The following is a 15,452-nucleotide window of genomic DNA, read 5'->3' as shown; positions in this document are numbered from 1 at the left end:
TATGCGGGGAACCGCTGGGGCTGTTTTGGCCAGAATAGGGGTATTATGCGTTTTTGATATGACGCTTTTGTGAATTGGTGCATTGATCTTTTGCCTCTTTATCGTTAAAGATAAAGAGTAATTGCAGCAATGCGATTACCGTTTTCTTTCCACCAAATAAGATGAGGGAAACACGGCATGAAGAGACAAAAACGAGATCGCCTTGAACGTGCACATTCGCGCGGCTATCAAGCGGGATTATCCGGACGCTCAAGCGAGATATGTCCTTTTCAGTCCTTAGATGCACGGTCTCACTGGTTGGGAGGTTGGCGAAAGGCCATGGAGGACAGGTCGGTTACCTTGTAATCATCCTGTCAGCAAAGGGATTGACCTCCGCTTTCGCGGAGGTTTCATTATCCGGCCGTTAGAAGACGCCGGTATCTTTAAAAAGTCCTACTTTCAGGTCGCTGGCGGTATAAATAACCTGGCCGTCGCACAGCATTTCACCGTCTGCCAGGCCCATCACCAACCGGCGGTTAACCACGCGGCGAAAATTAATGCGGTAGGTGACTAATTTGGCGCTGGGCAACACCTGGCCGGTAAATTTCACTTCCCCGACCCCTAATGCGCGTCCTTTGCCTTCACCACCCAGCCAGCCGAGATAAAACCCGACCAGCTGCCACATGGCGTCCAGCCCCAGGCAGCCGGGCATGACCGGGTCGCCGATAAAATGGCAGCCGAAGAACCACATATCCGGATTGATATCCAACTCGGCTTCAACGTAACCTTTATTATGGCTACCCCCGTCTTCGGTCATTTTAACGACCCGATCCATCATCAGCATATTGCCGGCGGGAAGCGGCGGGCCTTCTTTACCGAACAACTCACCGCGGCTACAGGCAAGCAAATCTTCTTTAGAATAAGAGTCGCGTTTATCTACCATGTTATCTAAACCTTTATCAATGAATCTCGCACATTAACTGACATACATATCCCCGGACCTTCGCTCAGCTCTGGTTGAACCAATTGAGCCAGCGAAATCCCCAGGGTAAACGCAGGCGTTCGTGCTGATTAATATAAGCGATGCGCTCGCGTATCGAAGCAATCAGATTGGGTTTCTGCTCGTGATCGTATGGTATCCCGGTCAGCAATTCCAACGCTTCATCAATGGTCTCCACCGGCCAGATATGGAACTGCTCTTCCCGTACCGCCTCCACCAGCTCTTCGTGCAAGCATAAATGGCGTACATTGGCGGTAGGGATGATCACACCATGTGAACCGTCAAGCCCACGGCTCTGGCATAAGGCAAAGAACCCCTCGATTTTTTCATTCACCCCGCCAATCGGCTGAACCCGGCCGAATTGATCCACCGAACCGGTGACGGCGATGTGCTGTCCCAGCGGCTTGCCGGACAGGGCGCTGATTAAGGCGCTCAATTCCGCCAGCGAGGCGCTGTCCCCATCCACTTCGCCATAGGATTGTTCAAATACCAGCGAAGCGGAGAAGGGCAGCTGTTGATCCAGCTCCAGCGAGGCCATAAGGAAAGCCTGCATGATCATCATGCCTTTGGCATGGATATTCCCGCCAAGTTCCGCTTTGCGTTCAACATCATTGATTTCCCCGTCGCCCAGATGCACCACGCAGCTGATACGCGAAGGTTCGCCAAATGGCAGCGGATGCCCCGGAAAGTCCAGCACCGACAGCGCATTGACCTGCCCGACCATCGCTCCTTCGGTTTCCACCATGATCTGGCCTTCGGATATCTCATCTTGCATACGCTCGGTAAGATAGCTTTCGCGCCAGATGCGGGTGCGATTGCTGTTGTACAGCGCTTCGTCGTTAATGACGCCCTGCTCGCTGTACAGCGCGGCCTCTTTGATGCGGCGGGTCAGCCATTGCGGGCACAGGGGCAGCTGGTATTGGTCGCCGCTGTAGCGTACCGCCTGGCGAATCATCTCCGGCCAGGCCTCGGCGGTCAGCGGCGGCAAACCCTGGCCGTGCAGCAGGCTGTTGACATAGGCGCACCAGTTTTGCATTTCCTCCGGCGACAGGAGTTTTAAATCCGATTCAAATTCGCCGTATAACGCCAGCTTGGTCAGATCCGGTTCAAGATCGTTTAAATCGGCCAGCGACTCGCGATCGCCGATAATCACCAGGCGCAGATCCAGCGGCATCGGCGGAATCGATACCGGGAGCGGGCGCGTTTCGTCCAACGCCAGCCAGTCGAAACGCTGCTGCATAATCATTTGCTTAAGGCGCAGCCACATCAGCGGCTGGCTGACCAGCGCCTTGGCGCCCAGGACCAGCACGCCGCCATTGGCTTCGTGAATCTTGCCGGGCTGTAAATCAATGACGTCCCGGTAGCATCTGACGCAGCCAAACAGCTGCTCGTTCTCGATCCACGGCTGAAACAGGCACGTAGCCCGGCTGGCGAAATTATCATCGCGCTTGGCTGCCGGCTGGATGCTGACGCCATTACCCGTAATGATATACCGGCTGCCGACTAACTTGTCGGTGTCAGGCAGCAACCGTTTGACCGTCTCGGTGATTAACTGGAAATATTCCTCATCTTCCTGCGCGGTGATCAGCATAAAGCGGCTGGGCGACCGGGAGTGGCAAAATTGAGTCAGGCCATCCATCAAACGAGGCTGCAACAGATCCATAGGTGCAGGCATTGGCTGGTAGGGTTGGGCAAACACCGCATCAAAAGGCGAAAGCTCGGGAATTAAATATTTCCATTCTAATTGTTTAATGGTCAAGGTAGTAGGTAACGTCGCTAAACAGGGAAACGTAGATTATACAAGAATTTCCCTCCCCGAGTCTCACGCATCTTACGTTGTGTGAATATTCCCGGTACCTCCCCGTTTCAATTGATTAAAAACTAACCGTTATAATACTAGTGCTAGGGATTTTAGGCCAGAAACTGCTATTATCAGGCTAACGTTACACGGTCACGGGTGAACGCATCATGAAATATCAGCAGTTGGAAAATCTCGAAACCGGATGGAAATGGACTTATCTGGTAAAAAAACATCGTGAAGGTGAACGGATCACCCGCTTTGAAGAGGACAGCGCCGCGGAAGAGGCCGTTGCCGCGCTGCTGCTTTATGAACACCAGCCTGAAAATATCACCCAATGGATCTTGGACAATATGAATCCGGCGCTGGAAAATCGCATGAAGCAGACGATCCGCGCCAGGCGTAAACGGCATTTTAACGCCGAGCATCAGCATACCCGCAAAAAATCCATCGATCTTGAATATCTGGTTTGGCAGCGATTAGCGGCATTGGCGCAGCGCCGGGGCAATACCTTGTCGGAAACCATCGTCAATCTTCTGGAGGATGCGGAGCGCAAAGAGAAATACGCGACGCAAATGTCATCGCTGAAACAGGATTTAAAAGCCATTCTGGGTGAAGAGAGTTAAGCGCGGAGCGGGCAACCGCGGTGTGCCGGGTAAACGGCAGGCATTAAAAAACCCCGCGATGCGGGGTTTTTACTTAAAGAGCGACAACTTAAGCCTGCGGCTGAGTTACCACTTCTTTGATACCTTTCACTTCGATCTCTACGCGACGATCCGGTGCCAGGCAGCTGATTAAAGCAGCACGGCCTTTCACGCTATCGCAAGTATTGCCAGTGACCGGGTTAGATTCACCCATGCCGCGTGCAGAAATCTTGTCGGAAGGGATGCCCTTGGACACCAGGTAGCTCACTACGCTCTGCGCACGAGCCTGAGACAGCTTCTGGTTGTATTCGTTTGAGCCGATGCGATCGGTAAAGCCCAGAACGACAACAGAACCGTCTTTAGGATCCATGGAGCTCAACTGGGAGTACAGTTGATCCAGAGCCTGCTGGCCTTCAGGTTTCAACTGTGACTTGTTGAAGTTGAACAGCACGTCGGAACGCAGGGTGAAACGTTTGGTCTGAACAACCGGAGCCGGAGCTGCGGCAGGTGCCGGAGCAGGTGCTGCTACGTCGTCCTGGCCGAAACGGTAAGAAACGCCTACGCTGACCAGGGCATTATCAGGACGGGTACCAACGGTGCCGGCATCGCCGATGTTGCTGGTCCACTGATATTCCAGACGGGTCGCCCAGTTTTTGGTAACGGCGTATTCAAGACCACCGGCTGCCAAAGGAGAAACGCCGGTGTCATTGTCGTTCCGACGACCGCCAGCCCCGTTGTTGTATGCCGCTTTGGAATCAGCACGCCATACCATACCACCCAGACGGGTATAGATGTCCAGGTCGTCAGTCAGCGGGTAGCTCAGTTTAGTGGTCAACTGAATGCCTTGCGCCTTAAATGCACCGTTGTCCACGCTGCCTTTATACGCCATGCGGCCCAGCCAATCGTAACCCAGTTCAAACCCTAAGTACGGGTTAGCCTGGTAACCAACAAAGGCACCAGCACCGATTTGATCGTTGCGGGTAGGGCCATTGCCGATACGGTTGTCGTAACCGTTACCGTAAAACCCTGTGTCATGATACTGGGACCAGCCCAGTTTGCCACCCGTATACCAGGTGTTGTCCTTCGGAGCGGCTTGCGTTACGGTTGTGAAAGCCGCCAGTGCCACTGCAAGTGCGATAGCTGTCTTTTTCATTTTTTGCGCCTCGTTATCATCCAAATAGGCAATGAGCTCTTAAAGCTAATTTAAATATTCCATTGCCAGTGTCCATGCTCTGCGTTTGTACATCGCCCTCAAAAGGCGTTATAGAGCAGCCCTGGCGAATTAAAGTCTACAACGAAGTGGGAAACTTACAAGTAAGATGTAGTAAGCCGCTAATAAAAAACAGCGTTTCGTGTAGATTTTATTGAACTAAACGGTGGCAAAGTTGTAGTAACGCTGCAGGATGAAGGTAGCGGGGAACCGCGTATCTACTGGATTGTCCCCGTTTCCAGGCGGTTCCGGCAGGGGTTTTGATACCCCTATTGAGATTAATCTTAAATTTACTTAATGATACAAAGTAGAATGAATCTTTAGACCCGAAAACTGTCCAGATTTGCGGCAAACCTCATTTTGCGGGTACATGATGAACCCGTACGTGCCTCCATGCTGTGCCGCTTCCCGCAGGCGGATCTTGTCGTCGGCCGTCAATTCTTGCGGAAACCACCCTAAAATAACGCTGTAATTTCCCGTCAGCAACGCTTTTTCCATCGCCGCTACGCTGTCGTATGCGCTGGGCTGGCGCAGTTGCACCATTTTTTCCAGCGGCAGGCCCGATTGTTCCAGCCAGGGGCGGCTCAGTTTGCGTGATGGCGTCAGCCATAACAGCCAGCGCGACTGCGTGCCCAACAAACGCAGCAGCGGCAATAAAATATGCCCGACCACCGACTGGTCTTCATCATAAACCACTTCACTGATAATACCCTGGCCCAGGGACTGGGTCCTGGAACGCTCCGCGTTGTCCGCCGCGCCGTCGGACGAGGTTGGCTGCAACGCAGAAGATGTGGCATGAGCATAAGTGTGCATTTTGAGTCCGCCCCTAGATAACTGTATAAAAACACAGTATCCGGGATTGGCGTGAAAATCAACCAAAAATTCAATCGTCCTCGCAGAATTGCCACTTTATGGCGCGTGGGCCGAGATTAAGTTGAAAATCCGGCGGAAAATACCGTATTTTTATTGGCTGCCAAGGACTTGGCATTCGTCGTAAATAACAAGGAACCGTTGATGGAATCGCCACATAATCACATAATTTCACAGGTAAAAACCATATTCTCCCCCCTGGGCGTCATCACCACCCGCTCGCAGTTCGGCGGCTATAGCGTGGCCGCCAATAAAATCATGTTTGGCCTGATCCTGGACGATGAACTTTATCTGCGCGGTACGCGGCAAAGCGAACCGGTGTTCCTCGCCCAGGCGATGAGCAAGCTGATTTATACCAAGCGGGGCATTCCGGTTTCATTGAATTATTATCATGTGGACGAGCGGCTGTGGGCAGCGGGCGAAACGCTGCTGGCGCTGGCCCGCCACTCCCTGGATGAAGCCAGGCACCATATCAGCGTTAAAGCGGCCTGCCCGCGGTTGAAGGATTTGCCCAATATAGGGCAGGCCATTGAACGGCTGTTGTGGAAAGCGGGGATTCAGGACGTCGCTGCGCTGCGTAACCATGGCGCCAAAAGCAGCTACCTGAAATTACGCGCCATTAAGCAGGATTTAAGCATCAAGGTGCTGTTCGCGCTGGAGGGGGCGCTATCGGGCAGGCATTTGGCCGCCTTGTCACAGGGCCAGCGCAGCGAACTGCTGGCCTGGTTCGAACGCCTGTCCTGCCGTTAGCCCGGCGGGTCGCCGTTTCTGCGGTCATGCGTACCTGAGGCCATGGAACGGTCCTGACGATACGGGGGAAATCCAGGCACCGCCCTGCCGCGGCCGCGTGGCAGGGCGCCCCGCTTAAAATTGTTTTTCAATCTCCTGCTTGCGCGCAATCAGTTCGGGCAGCAGTTCCAGCAGCAGGCCTATTTGCTGCAATACCAGTTGCTCCCTGGCTTCCGGGTCCGGCAGCACTCCCTGGATACGGTCAATAAGCTGCTCGCGCTCCTGTTCCACCCGCAGGGCGAATTGTTCCTGGTATTGCAGGGCGTCATCGATATAACAGGCGGCGTCGTCCAGCACTTTGAGCAGGGCCGGGTCGGCCATCCGTTCGCGATGCGCGCCCAGGGTGGATATATAGCTCAGGAAGGTGTGGTTAAGGCATAACAGGCGAAATGCCGATTCCAGCAGTTCGCTGCGCGTTCTGGGTTCCGCCGACATATTGGATACCACCGATGCCAGCTCCGCATCGCGGTTATGCGCGTCGCGGCGGGCGACCCGGTAATCAAGCCGGTTGTCCTTACCCTGATGGTATTGCACCAAGATGGCGTCCAGATAACGGCAGTTTGCCGTCAGGCTGTTATTCATCACCACCGGCAGCCGGCGGAAACGCCAGTCAGGCCAGATAAAGCTGACCGCCGCCCAGGCAATGGCGCAGCCGACAAAAGTATCGAATACGCGCGGCAGGGCGACGTCGAAACCTTCGCCCAGCAAATTGAAACACAGCATCACCAGCAGGGTGATAAACATGGTCGCCTGGGCATACTGGACGTTGCGGAAGGCGAAAAACAGCGTGCCGCTGAGCACGATCAAAATCATCTGCCCTTCGATGGAAGGAACAAAATACAGGATCGGCAGGCCCAGCAAAATGCCCGCCAGCGTACCGATAATCCGCAAGGCCAGCCGGCGGCGCGTCGCCTGGTAGTTGGGTTGGCAGACAAATAGGCTGGTCAATAATATCCAGTAGCCATAGCGCAGCCCGCTTAGCTGGATAAATGCATAACCGACGCACAGCACCAGCGACATGCGCACGGCGTGGCGGAACAGGGCAGATTCGGGACTGAGGTTGCGGCTGATGCGCAGGCGGATATCGCTCCATCCCGTCAGCTTGTCGTCGGCCAGGTTGTTTTCCTCCGGGCTGTTGCGGGCGATAGCCTGTTCCGATTCGATGGTGGCCAGCTGCGCGTCGATGGCGCGCAGATTATTTAACAAATGTTTGAGCGCTTTGACCTGGGCCGGGACGGGCACCCGCTCGATGGCGGCGGCCAGATGGCTGAACGCGCGCTCGAAATGGCCGTCATGCTCATATTTCTGATGCAGCAAGATAGATTGCGATAACGCATGGCAGGCGCGGGCCTGCATGGCCAGCAGCCGTTGAAAACGAAACAGCACGTCGCTATAGCGCAGCTGCTCGCGCAGTTGCTGATACTGTACGTGGGACGAACTGGCCCGCTCATGGATATCCTGCGCCACGAAATAGTAATGCAGGGTACGGCGGGTGCCGCGCTGGCCTCGATCGCCGCGCAGACGGGTCAGCAGCGACGCCTTGGTTTGGTTAAGCGCCTGCACCAGGTTGCCGTTGGCCATCGCCACCTGGATCAGGGCGCTGTCGTCGGCATCTTCGGTATCCGGATCGAACAGATTGGCTTTGGCGTCGAGATAGAGCGCCAGGCTGGCATAACAGCGGGCCAGGTTATCCTGCAACGGCCGGATGGGAAATAGCAGGTGGCCCAGCAGGGTCAGGACGTTATACCAAATGGCGCCGGCCAGCAGCAGCGCCGGCTGCAGATACCAGGTCTGGTACATCGCGGCGCCCAGCATGGTATAGACGGCAATCAGCAGCGCGCCGAAAGCGATGGTGGCGTAGCGCTGGCCCAGCGCGCCGAGCAAAATAAAGCCGCAGGTGGAACCGGCCAGGCCGATGCCGAATAGCCAGGGATAAGGAAACAACAGCTCGATGGAGACCGCGGCGATAAAAAAACTGACCAGCGTAATCACCAGGTTGCGTAACCGGCCGCTCAGCCGGTCGTCGAGATCCGCCAGCGCCGCGGCGACCACGCCCAATGTCAGCGGAATGGTGAGCGTCGGCAGGCCCAGCCACCAGGGGAGCGCCGCCGCTCCGCCCAGCGAAATGAAAATCCGCAGGTTATAGCGGCTGCGGCTGCTAAACGCGAAACGGCGAAATCCGGGTGCGAAAGTCGGCACACAATTTCCTTAATCAGGGATTTAACGATAAAAACGCCGATCCGGGTGGGCGCGCAGCTGATCGGCGAGTTCGACCGGGACCACACGGCGTCCTACCGGCCATAGGGCGATGACCGCCAGCTTAAAATTGGCGATGCCCGGCAAAATCCCGATAATAGTGATACATTGAGCGATGCCGGTGACAATATGTGACAGGCACAGCCACCAGCCGAATAGCAGCAACCACAGCACGTTGAGCACCGTACCGGCCGATGACGTCACCGCGTTACGATTTTCAGGATAGAGCTCATGCACATGCACGGCGGTGTTGCCGAAGGGCAGCAGGGCGAGTTTGGTTATCTCCCAGCAGGAACGGGTATACGGCCAGCTGAAAATCAGCACAATGCTGAGCAAGGTGGCCAGCAGCCAGGCCAGCGTCGTAAAGAAGCCGCCCAGGATAAAATTCACGATATTAAGTAATGTACGCATAATTCCCTAAGTGTGATGCCAAAGTGTAAAAGTTAACGCTATTTCCTTTAAAGGATATCGGCTAGTCTACCCTGAATTCCAGGCTGGAGCAGAACAAGTTAAAATGGGTACACTACGTCCTGACGCATAAACGACACGGAATCCCTGCATATCTTATGGAACTGAAATCGACCTCGTTTGGCAAGCATCTTGCGCAGCATCCTTACAACCGGGTGCGGCTGTTGCACGCCGGCGTCGAGGTCAGCGGCGATAAGCACCAATACCTTATTCCATTTAATCAAATCATCGCCATTCATTGTAAGCGCGGAATTGTCTGGGGTGAACTGGAGTTTGTTCTGCCGCAGGACAAGGTGGTGCGCCTGCACGGTACCGAATGGCAGGAAACCCAGCGGTTCCATCATTTTTTGCAAAAATCCTGGCAAGAGTGGAGCCGGGAAATGAGCGCTATTTGCGCCACGGTACTGAGCCAGCAGGTAACGGCGGTTGAACAGATGACCTCCCGCGACGGCTGGTTTCAACTGAGCGAACTGGCGGCGTTGCAAGAGAGTATTCGCGAAGCTTTCGGCGCCCTGCCGCTGCCGTTGTCGCGCCTGGAAGAGTTTGACGCCTGCCGGGACCCGTACCGACGCTGCCTGCAATGGCTGGAGCAGGGGCCGGCGCTGGTGGCTGACCGCAATCAGCGTTGGAGCGACCAGATGCTGGAACAGCATCAGGACTTTTTCAATTCCATTGAAAGCACCCCGCTGAACCCGGCGCAGAGCCGTGCGGTAATTAACGGCGAGAAGGCCCTGCTGGTGCTGGCCGGGGCCGGCAGCGGCAAAACATCGGTGCTGGTGGCCCGCGCCGGCTGGTTATTGCGCCGCCGGGAAGCCGCGCCGGAGCAAATTCTTATGCTGGCCTTCGGCCGCCAGGCGGCGGAAGAAATGGACGAACGCATCCGCGCGCGTTTGCAGGTGACGGGCATCAAGGCCTGGACATTCCACGCCCTGGCGCTGTTCATTATTCGCCAGGGCAGTAAAAAAGCGCCGACGATCAGCAACCTTGAAACCGATAGCCGGGCGCGGCGCGAGCTGCTGATCAAACATTGGCGCGAACAATGCGCGCAAAAAAAAGTCCAGGCCAAAGGCTGGCGCCAATGGATTACCGATGAGCTGGCTTGGGACGTTCCCGAAGGCGATTACTGGCAGGACGATCGCCTGGCGCAGCGCCTGGCGGCCCGCATCGAGCGCTGGGTCGGCCTGGTGCGCATGCATGGCGGCAGCCAGGCGCAAATGATTGAACAGGCGCCGGAAGACGTGCGCGAACTGTTTACCAAACGCATCCGCCTGTTATCGCCGCTGTTAAAGGCCTGGAAACAAGCCTTAAAAGACGAGGGCGCGGTGGATTTTTCAGGTCTTATCCACCAGGCGGTGGATATTTTGCAAAAAGGCCGGTTTATCAGTCCGTGGAAACATATCCTGGTTGATGAATACCAGGATATCTCCCCCCAGCGCGCCCGGCTTTTGGACGCGCTGCATCAACAAAATCGCCGCGCCTCCCTGTTTGCCGTGGGTGATGATTGGCAGGCCATTTACCGTTTCAGCGGCGCGGAGTTATCCCTTACCACATCGTTTAATGACCGTTTTGGCCCGGGCGCCCAATGCGCGCTGGATACCACCTATCGTTTTAACCAGCGTATCGGCGAAATCGCCAACGCGTTTATCCAGCAAAATCCTCATCAGCTCAACAAGCCGCTCAATAGCCTGGTCAAAGGCAACAAAAAATCGGTTTTGATCCTGCCGGACGATGCGCTGGACGCACTGCTGGATAAACTCAGCGGTTTTGCGCGCCCGGATGAGCGGATACTGGTGCTGGCCCGCTATCATTATTTGCGCCCGTTGCTGCTGGATAAGGCGGCCACCCGCTGGCCAACCCTGAATATCGATTTTATGACCATGCATGGCAGCAAGGGGCAGCAGGCGGATTACGTGATTATCATCGGCATGTCGGCGGGCAAGGACGGATTTCCGGCCCCGGCGCGCGAATCGGTTATTGAACAGGTATTGTTGCCGCAGCCGGAGAATTTTCCCGACGCCGAAGAGCGCCGCTTGCTGTATGTCGCCCTGACGCGGGCAAAACAGCAGGTATGGTTATTGCAGAATGACGATAATCCGTCGGTATTTATCGATGCGCTGGCGCGCCTGGGCGTGCCGCAGGCCAAAAAGCCTTAAGCGCGGGCGGGAGGGGACCCCGCCCGCCGTCGTTTATTGCAACCGCTCTGACAGATAGCGCTGATAGTCGGGGATTTCAATGGTGATTTCGCCGCTGAACAACGACGAGGCGATTAACAAATCTGCGGTCGAGCGGTTGGTGGCCACCGGGATATTCCATACGGTCGCCAATCGCAGCAGCGCCTTGACGTCCGGGTCGTGCGGGACGGCATTGAGCGGGTCCCAGAAAAAGATCAGTACGTCGATTTTACCTTCTGAAATCAGCGCGCCCACCTGCTGATCGCCCCCCATCGGACCGCTGAGCATGCTGTGAACCGGCAGGCCGGTATTGCGTTGCACCAGATTACCCGTGGTGCCGGTGGCATAAAGAATATGCTCCGCCAGCAGATCTTTATTATTTTCGACCCAATTCAGCAACGATTGCTTGCAGTGATCGTGGGCAACCAGGGCAATATGTTTGCGTACTGCGATGGTACGGGTAATTGACTCCATTTCCTTTTCCTTGAATAAAATAGCCTATCTATAGACTACTGAAACTCCGTTTCACTGCAAAGCGCTAAACCGGTATCCAGCAAAATAAGTCGGTTTTACGGTTTACTTTCAGGCGGCTGCTGGCGGTGCTGCTGCGCCCATTGGATAAAATGATCGCGCGTAGCGTTATCGGCCTGTAAAAACCAAAACCTGAGCATTTGTTCGATCTGGCCGACGCCGGCTTTGCCCGGCAGAGCGGCGGCCGTCGCCGTTTGATCGGCCATGCCGGCCTGGCCGGGGTTATAACCGCCCAGCGCCGCCATGACCGCGGATTCATCGGCACTTAATTGCGTGAACGTCGCATCGATGACGGCGCCGTTTTGATCCACCAGGACAATGGCCGGACGGCGGCTGAACGCTTCACGTTCGCCCGGAGTGTTTAACGCGGGCAGCCTGAAACTCAGCTGGCGGGCATTATGGGTGTGGAATAGGGCGACCATCAGCGGCAGAGGATTGGCCGGGGGTCGCGTCTGGGATTTATCGCGCGCTTTGCCGACGGCGAAGACCAACTGATGGTGCCCTTTTTCCAACTCCAGGCTATCCGCTCCCCGCAGCAGCGTACCGCCCAGGGGCTTGCCATCAACCACCACCAGTTCTATCTCGTCCGGCAGCCGCAGGGTTGTCGCCAGCGCCGGAAGGCCGATAACCAGACTTATCCCGATCACTGCGGCGTGCAGGATATTCATTATCGCTCCTCGTCAACGCGCTAAACGCCATACCAAATAAATAGGCAGAATATAATAAGTGTATTGTAGTATTTAGTCACACTTATTTTTATTTTGACATCATTTGCCGGGGGCCGTTTCGCCTGCTTTTTTCCGCAGTGGTATACACTTAACGCTATTAACCCAACCGGAGACACGTCATGACCGATACTGACATTGCCGACATCCTTACCTCAGTGAAAACCATCGCATTGGTGGGCGCCAGTGATAATCCCTCCCGCGCCAGCCACGGAGTGATGGCGTATTTGCTCCAGCAAGGATATCAGGTGTTCCCGGTCAACCCGACTTTGGCGGGCGAAGAGATCCTGGGACAGAAAGTTTATGGCAGCCTGGCGGAGGTTCCGGTGAAGATCGATATGGTGGATATATTCCGGCGCTCGGAAGCGGTCTATGACCTGACGCAGGAAGCCATAGCGATTGATGCCAAGGTGATATGGATGCAATTGGGCGTGATTAATGAACAGGCGGCGGTGCTGGCGAAAAACATCGGGATGCAGGTGGTCATGGATCGCTGCCCGAAAATTGAAATCCCGCGCTTGGGACTGGAGAAATAAACGCTACGACAGGTATGGGCACGGCGCCGGCGCGCCGTGAACGGCTAACCCGCGGGGCATCGCTGCCCGCCGGGTTTTATGCGATCAGTTGCGCAGGCGCGGCGCCTGAAGCTGCAGGCGAATTGATTCCGCCAGTTCGTCCAGGGTCGGTTGTTCAGGATGGACCGGGGTCGCTTCGTAACCCAACTGTATTTCAGCCAGATAGGTATGCACCGGTTTACCTTCGTCATCTTCCATTACGACATGGTACCATGGCGCGGCGCGCAGCTTGTCGTCAGCGGCGATTTCATCCACTGACGGCTTTTCCAAAGAGTATTCAGGATCGACATCGATAACCACGCCTAAATAGCCCAAAAGTTTATGGCGAACCTGCTGGCCAATCCCAAATTTGCTGGCAATCATAACTCTACCCCCGCGATGTAGTACCATGAGCACCCTTCGAGTACCCCTACTGATTACGCCCAGCAGCAGCACCAAACCGGCACTCAGCGGCGCCGGCGGCGCCTTAATACTGCCTTGTGTTAAATATGGGGGATAAATGGGCAATATCAAGGGGGGCCGCGGCGAATTAAATCACCCGGCAGGCGAAGCCTTTCAAATACAGCCCTTCCGGATAGGGCGCCATTACCGGATGATCCGCTGCCTGGCGGAACTGCTCGATAAACTGCACATCCCGGTGGGCATCAAGCGCGGCGTCGGCGATAATTTTCTGAAACAAATCGGTGGTCATCAGGCCGGAGCAGGAGAAGGTCATTAAAATCCCTTCCGGCGCCAATAGCTGCATCGCCAGCATATTGATATCTTTATAACCGCGGCAAGCGCTGGCCAACTGATTTTTATTTTCCACAAATTTGGGCGGGTCCATGATGATCATATCGAACTGCCGGCCCTGTTCGCGGTATTTGCGCAGCAACTGGAACACATCTTCACGCACGAATTCGGCTTTAGCGAGATCCAGCCCGTTCAGTTCAATATTACTTTTGGCAATATCCAGCACATGCTGGGAGGTATCGACGCTTTGTACCTGGCTACAGCCGCCGATTAACACCGACACGGAAAACGCGCCGGTATAGGAGAAACAGTTCAGTACCCGGCGTCCGGCGGCATATTTGCGCGCGGCCAGGCGGCTGTCGCGCTGATCGAGATAAAAGCCGGTTTTATGCCCCTGGGTGATGTCCACCTGGATAGCCATGTCATGCTCGCGGATGCTGAGCAGTTCCGGCGGCGTTTCGCCCACAATCACGCCGCTGGCGAGTTCCAGTCCCTCTTTTTTCCGTACCGCTACATCGGAGCGGTCATAGATGGAGCAAGAGGGGTAGCGCTGTTGCAGCGCCAATGTCAGCGCGGCCCGGTGGTATTCCGCCCCGGCCGACAGCAATTGCAGTACCAGAAAACGGCCGTAACGGTCAATGGTGATGCCGGGCAGTCCGTCGGACTCGCCGGCGATCAGCCGGTAAGCATCCAGCCCGTCTCTGGCGGCCAGCACATCCCGTAAGCGCTGGGCGGTGGTCAGGCGGCGCACAAAAAAATCGACATCAATGTCTTCATCGGCCTGAAAGGACCAGACGCGTGCGCGGATTTGCGAGGAGGGGGAATACGCGGCCCGCGCCAGCCAATTACCTTTGTCATCGCAAATATCGATGGTTTCGCCGGATTGCGGTTTACCTTCAAGACGCTGCACCGCGCCGGAGAAAATCCAGGGGTGTCGGCGGAGCAAGGATTTTTCGCGGCCTTTTGCAAGGAAGAGACGTTTTGTCATCATGAATTATACTAAACCAGAGAGAAAGAGCGCCATTCTGCGAATAAGCGCAGGCAAATGCAAATATTAGCCAACGAAGGAGTAAAAGATGTCTAAGGTATGCACCGCCGTTTATGTCTATGGCGTGGTCCAGGGCGTAGGCTTTCGCTACTCGACCCAGCATCAGGCCAAACGATTGGCGTTGACCGGCTATACGCGCAACCTGGATGACGGCGGCGTCGAGGTGGTGGCCTGCGGCGAACCGGAACAGGTAGATGAATTGCTGGCGTGGTTAAAACAGGGCGGTCCGCGGGCCGCCCATATTGAGCGGGTCCTGACCGAACCGAAAAGCGTTAAGGAATTTGACGGGTTCGAGATTCGACACTGAGTCAGATACAGTTCACCGGTTTGGGCAGCCCGGCGATTTTTGTCGCCTGCTTAGCCGGGCCTTTAGGAAATAAGCGATACAGATAGCGGCTGTTGCCTTTATCTTCGCCATATTTTTGCCCCATGGCTTTGACCAACATGCGGATTGCCGGCGAAGTATTGTATTGCAGGTAAAAATCCCGCACGAAATGAACGACCTGCCAGTGGGCCTCGGTTAACTCGATGCCTTCGGATCGCGCAATCGCGGCGGCCAGGGCTTCGTGCCATTGCGCGCTGTCTTTCAGGTAACCCTGCGCGTCGGTTTCTATCTCTACGCCGTTATATTCCATCCGCTCCCCCGCAAGCCCTGC

Annotated in this window: 17 protein-coding genes; 6 read left to right on the top strand and 11 right to left on the bottom strand. The window is 55.6% G+C overall.

Features of this window, described 5'->3' with window-relative positions:
- The first annotated feature begins 177 nt into the window (after positions 1 to 177).
- Complete coding sequence (gene rmf, locus ACL2XP_RS18315; RefSeq protein WP_162364658.1) at positions 178 to 345, top strand: ribosome modulation factor; 168 nt, start codon at positions 178 to 180, stop codon at positions 343 to 345.
- Positions 346 to 403: 58 nt separating this feature from the next.
- Here the strand turns inward: rmf and fabA are convergent, their stop codons facing one another.
- Both fabA and ACL2XP_RS18305 read right to left on the bottom strand, forming a co-directional pair.
- Entirely contained in the window at positions 404 to 922 is a 519-nt protein-coding gene (gene fabA / locus ACL2XP_RS18310) for a bifunctional 3-hydroxydecanoyl-ACP dehydratase/trans-2-decenoyl-ACP isomerase (RefSeq protein ID WP_413734441.1), read from the bottom strand.
- 64 nt (positions 923 to 986) lie between these two features.
- Positions 987 to 2,738, bottom strand: coding sequence for an AAA family ATPase (locus tag ACL2XP_RS18305; protein WP_413734440.1), 1,752 nt, complete (start codon positions 2,736 to 2,738; stop codon positions 987 to 989).
- A 209-nt stretch (positions 2,739 to 2,947) separates the two neighbouring features.
- On the opposite strand from ACL2XP_RS18305, the gene matP reads away from it, so the two are divergent.
- On the top strand, positions 2,948 to 3,403 hold the full coding sequence (matP, locus tag ACL2XP_RS18300; RefSeq protein ID WP_413734439.1) for a macrodomain Ter protein MatP: 456 nt from the start codon (positions 2,948 to 2,950) through the stop codon (positions 3,401 to 3,403).
- Between the two features lie 88 nt (positions 3,404 to 3,491).
- On the opposite strand, the gene ompA is transcribed toward matP, so the two are convergent.
- A complete protein-coding gene (gene ompA, locus ACL2XP_RS18295; protein WP_413734437.1) occupies positions 3,492 to 4,574 on the bottom strand; it encodes a porin OmpA in 1,083 nt (360 codons plus the stop codon).
- A 351-nt stretch (positions 4,575 to 4,925) separates the two neighbouring features.
- Entirely contained in the window at positions 4,926 to 5,444 is a 519-nt protein-coding gene (gene sulA, locus ACL2XP_RS18290) for an SOS-induced cell division inhibitor SulA (protein ID WP_413734436.1), read from the bottom strand.
- Between the two features lie 201 nt (positions 5,445 to 5,645).
- Here sulA and ACL2XP_RS18285 point away from each other — a divergent pair, with 201 nt between their 5' ends.
- Positions 5,646 to 6,251: a TfoX/Sxy family DNA transformation protein gene (locus ACL2XP_RS18285; protein ID WP_413734435.1), complete on the top strand. Its 606-nt coding sequence runs from the start codon at positions 5,646 to 5,648 to the stop codon at positions 6,249 to 6,251.
- Positions 6,252 to 6,365: 114 nt separating this feature from the next.
- Here ACL2XP_RS18285 and yccS read toward each other — a convergent pair whose 3' ends face one another.
- Positions 6,366 to 8,489, bottom strand: coding sequence for a YccS family putative transporter (yccS, locus tag ACL2XP_RS18280; RefSeq protein WP_413734433.1), 2,124 nt, complete (start codon positions 8,487 to 8,489; stop codon positions 6,366 to 6,368).
- Between the two features lie 21 nt (positions 8,490 to 8,510).
- Entirely contained in the window at positions 8,511 to 8,957 is a 447-nt protein-coding gene (locus ACL2XP_RS18275) for a YccF domain-containing protein (RefSeq protein WP_413734432.1), read from the bottom strand.
- Positions 8,958 to 9,112: 155 nt separating this feature from the next.
- Here ACL2XP_RS18275 and helD point away from each other — a divergent pair, with 155 nt between their 5' ends.
- Entirely contained in the window at positions 9,113 to 11,167 is a 2,055-nt protein-coding gene (gene helD, locus ACL2XP_RS18270) for a DNA helicase IV (RefSeq protein ID WP_413734431.1), read from the top strand.
- 33 nt (positions 11,168 to 11,200) lie between these two features.
- On the opposite strand, the gene ACL2XP_RS18265 is transcribed toward helD, so the two are convergent.
- Both ACL2XP_RS18265 and ACL2XP_RS18260 read right to left on the bottom strand, forming a co-directional pair.
- On the bottom strand, positions 11,201 to 11,659 hold the full coding sequence (locus ACL2XP_RS18265; RefSeq protein ID WP_413734429.1) for a methylglyoxal synthase: 459 nt from the start codon (positions 11,657 to 11,659) through the stop codon (positions 11,201 to 11,203).
- A gap of 95 nt (positions 11,660 to 11,754) precedes the next feature.
- Complete coding sequence (locus ACL2XP_RS18260; protein WP_413734428.1) at positions 11,755 to 12,384, bottom strand: DUF2057 family protein; 630 nt, start codon at positions 12,382 to 12,384, stop codon at positions 11,755 to 11,757.
- 179 nt (positions 12,385 to 12,563) lie between these two features.
- Here ACL2XP_RS18260 and ACL2XP_RS18255 point away from each other — a divergent pair, with 179 nt between their 5' ends.
- A complete protein-coding gene (locus tag ACL2XP_RS18255; protein ID WP_413734426.1) occupies positions 12,564 to 12,977 on the top strand; it encodes a CoA-binding protein in 414 nt (137 codons plus the stop codon).
- Positions 12,978 to 13,061: 84 nt separating this feature from the next.
- On the opposite strand, the gene hspQ is transcribed toward ACL2XP_RS18255, so the two are convergent.
- The gene (hspQ, locus tag ACL2XP_RS18250; protein ID WP_413734424.1) at positions 13,062 to 13,379 is read right to left on the bottom strand and encodes a heat shock protein HspQ; all 318 of its coding nucleotides are present in this window, start codon (positions 13,377 to 13,379) and stop codon (positions 13,062 to 13,064) included.
- A 166-nt stretch (positions 13,380 to 13,545) separates the two neighbouring features.
- Positions 13,546 to 14,736, bottom strand: a complete 1,191-nt coding sequence (gene rlmI / locus ACL2XP_RS18245; protein ID WP_413739217.1) for a 23S rRNA (cytosine(1962)-C(5))-methyltransferase RlmI — start codon at positions 14,734 to 14,736, stop codon at positions 13,546 to 13,548.
- Between the two features lie 88 nt (positions 14,737 to 14,824).
- Here rlmI and yccX point away from each other — a divergent pair, with 88 nt between their 5' ends.
- Positions 14,825 to 15,103 carry an acylphosphatase gene (yccX, locus tag ACL2XP_RS18240; protein WP_413734423.1) on the top strand — a complete coding sequence of 93 codons (279 nt, stop codon included), beginning with the start codon at positions 14,825 to 14,827 and terminating at the stop codon, positions 15,101 to 15,103.
- Between the two features lies 1 nt (position 15,104).
- Here the strand turns inward: yccX and tusE are convergent, their stop codons facing one another.
- Positions 15,105 to 15,431 (bottom strand): sulfurtransferase TusE, encoded by a 327-nt coding sequence (tusE, locus tag ACL2XP_RS18235; RefSeq protein WP_413734422.1) that lies wholly within the window; start codon positions 15,429 to 15,431, stop codon positions 15,105 to 15,107.
- Between the last annotated feature and the right edge of the window lie 21 nt (positions 15,432 to 15,452).

It is taken from the genome of Sodalis sp. RH21, from assembly GCF_047324175.1.
In the GTDB taxonomy this organism is placed as follows: domain Bacteria; phylum Pseudomonadota; class Gammaproteobacteria; order Enterobacterales; family Enterobacteriaceae; genus Acerihabitans.
This window is presented reverse-complemented; position numbering and strand designations above follow the sequence as displayed.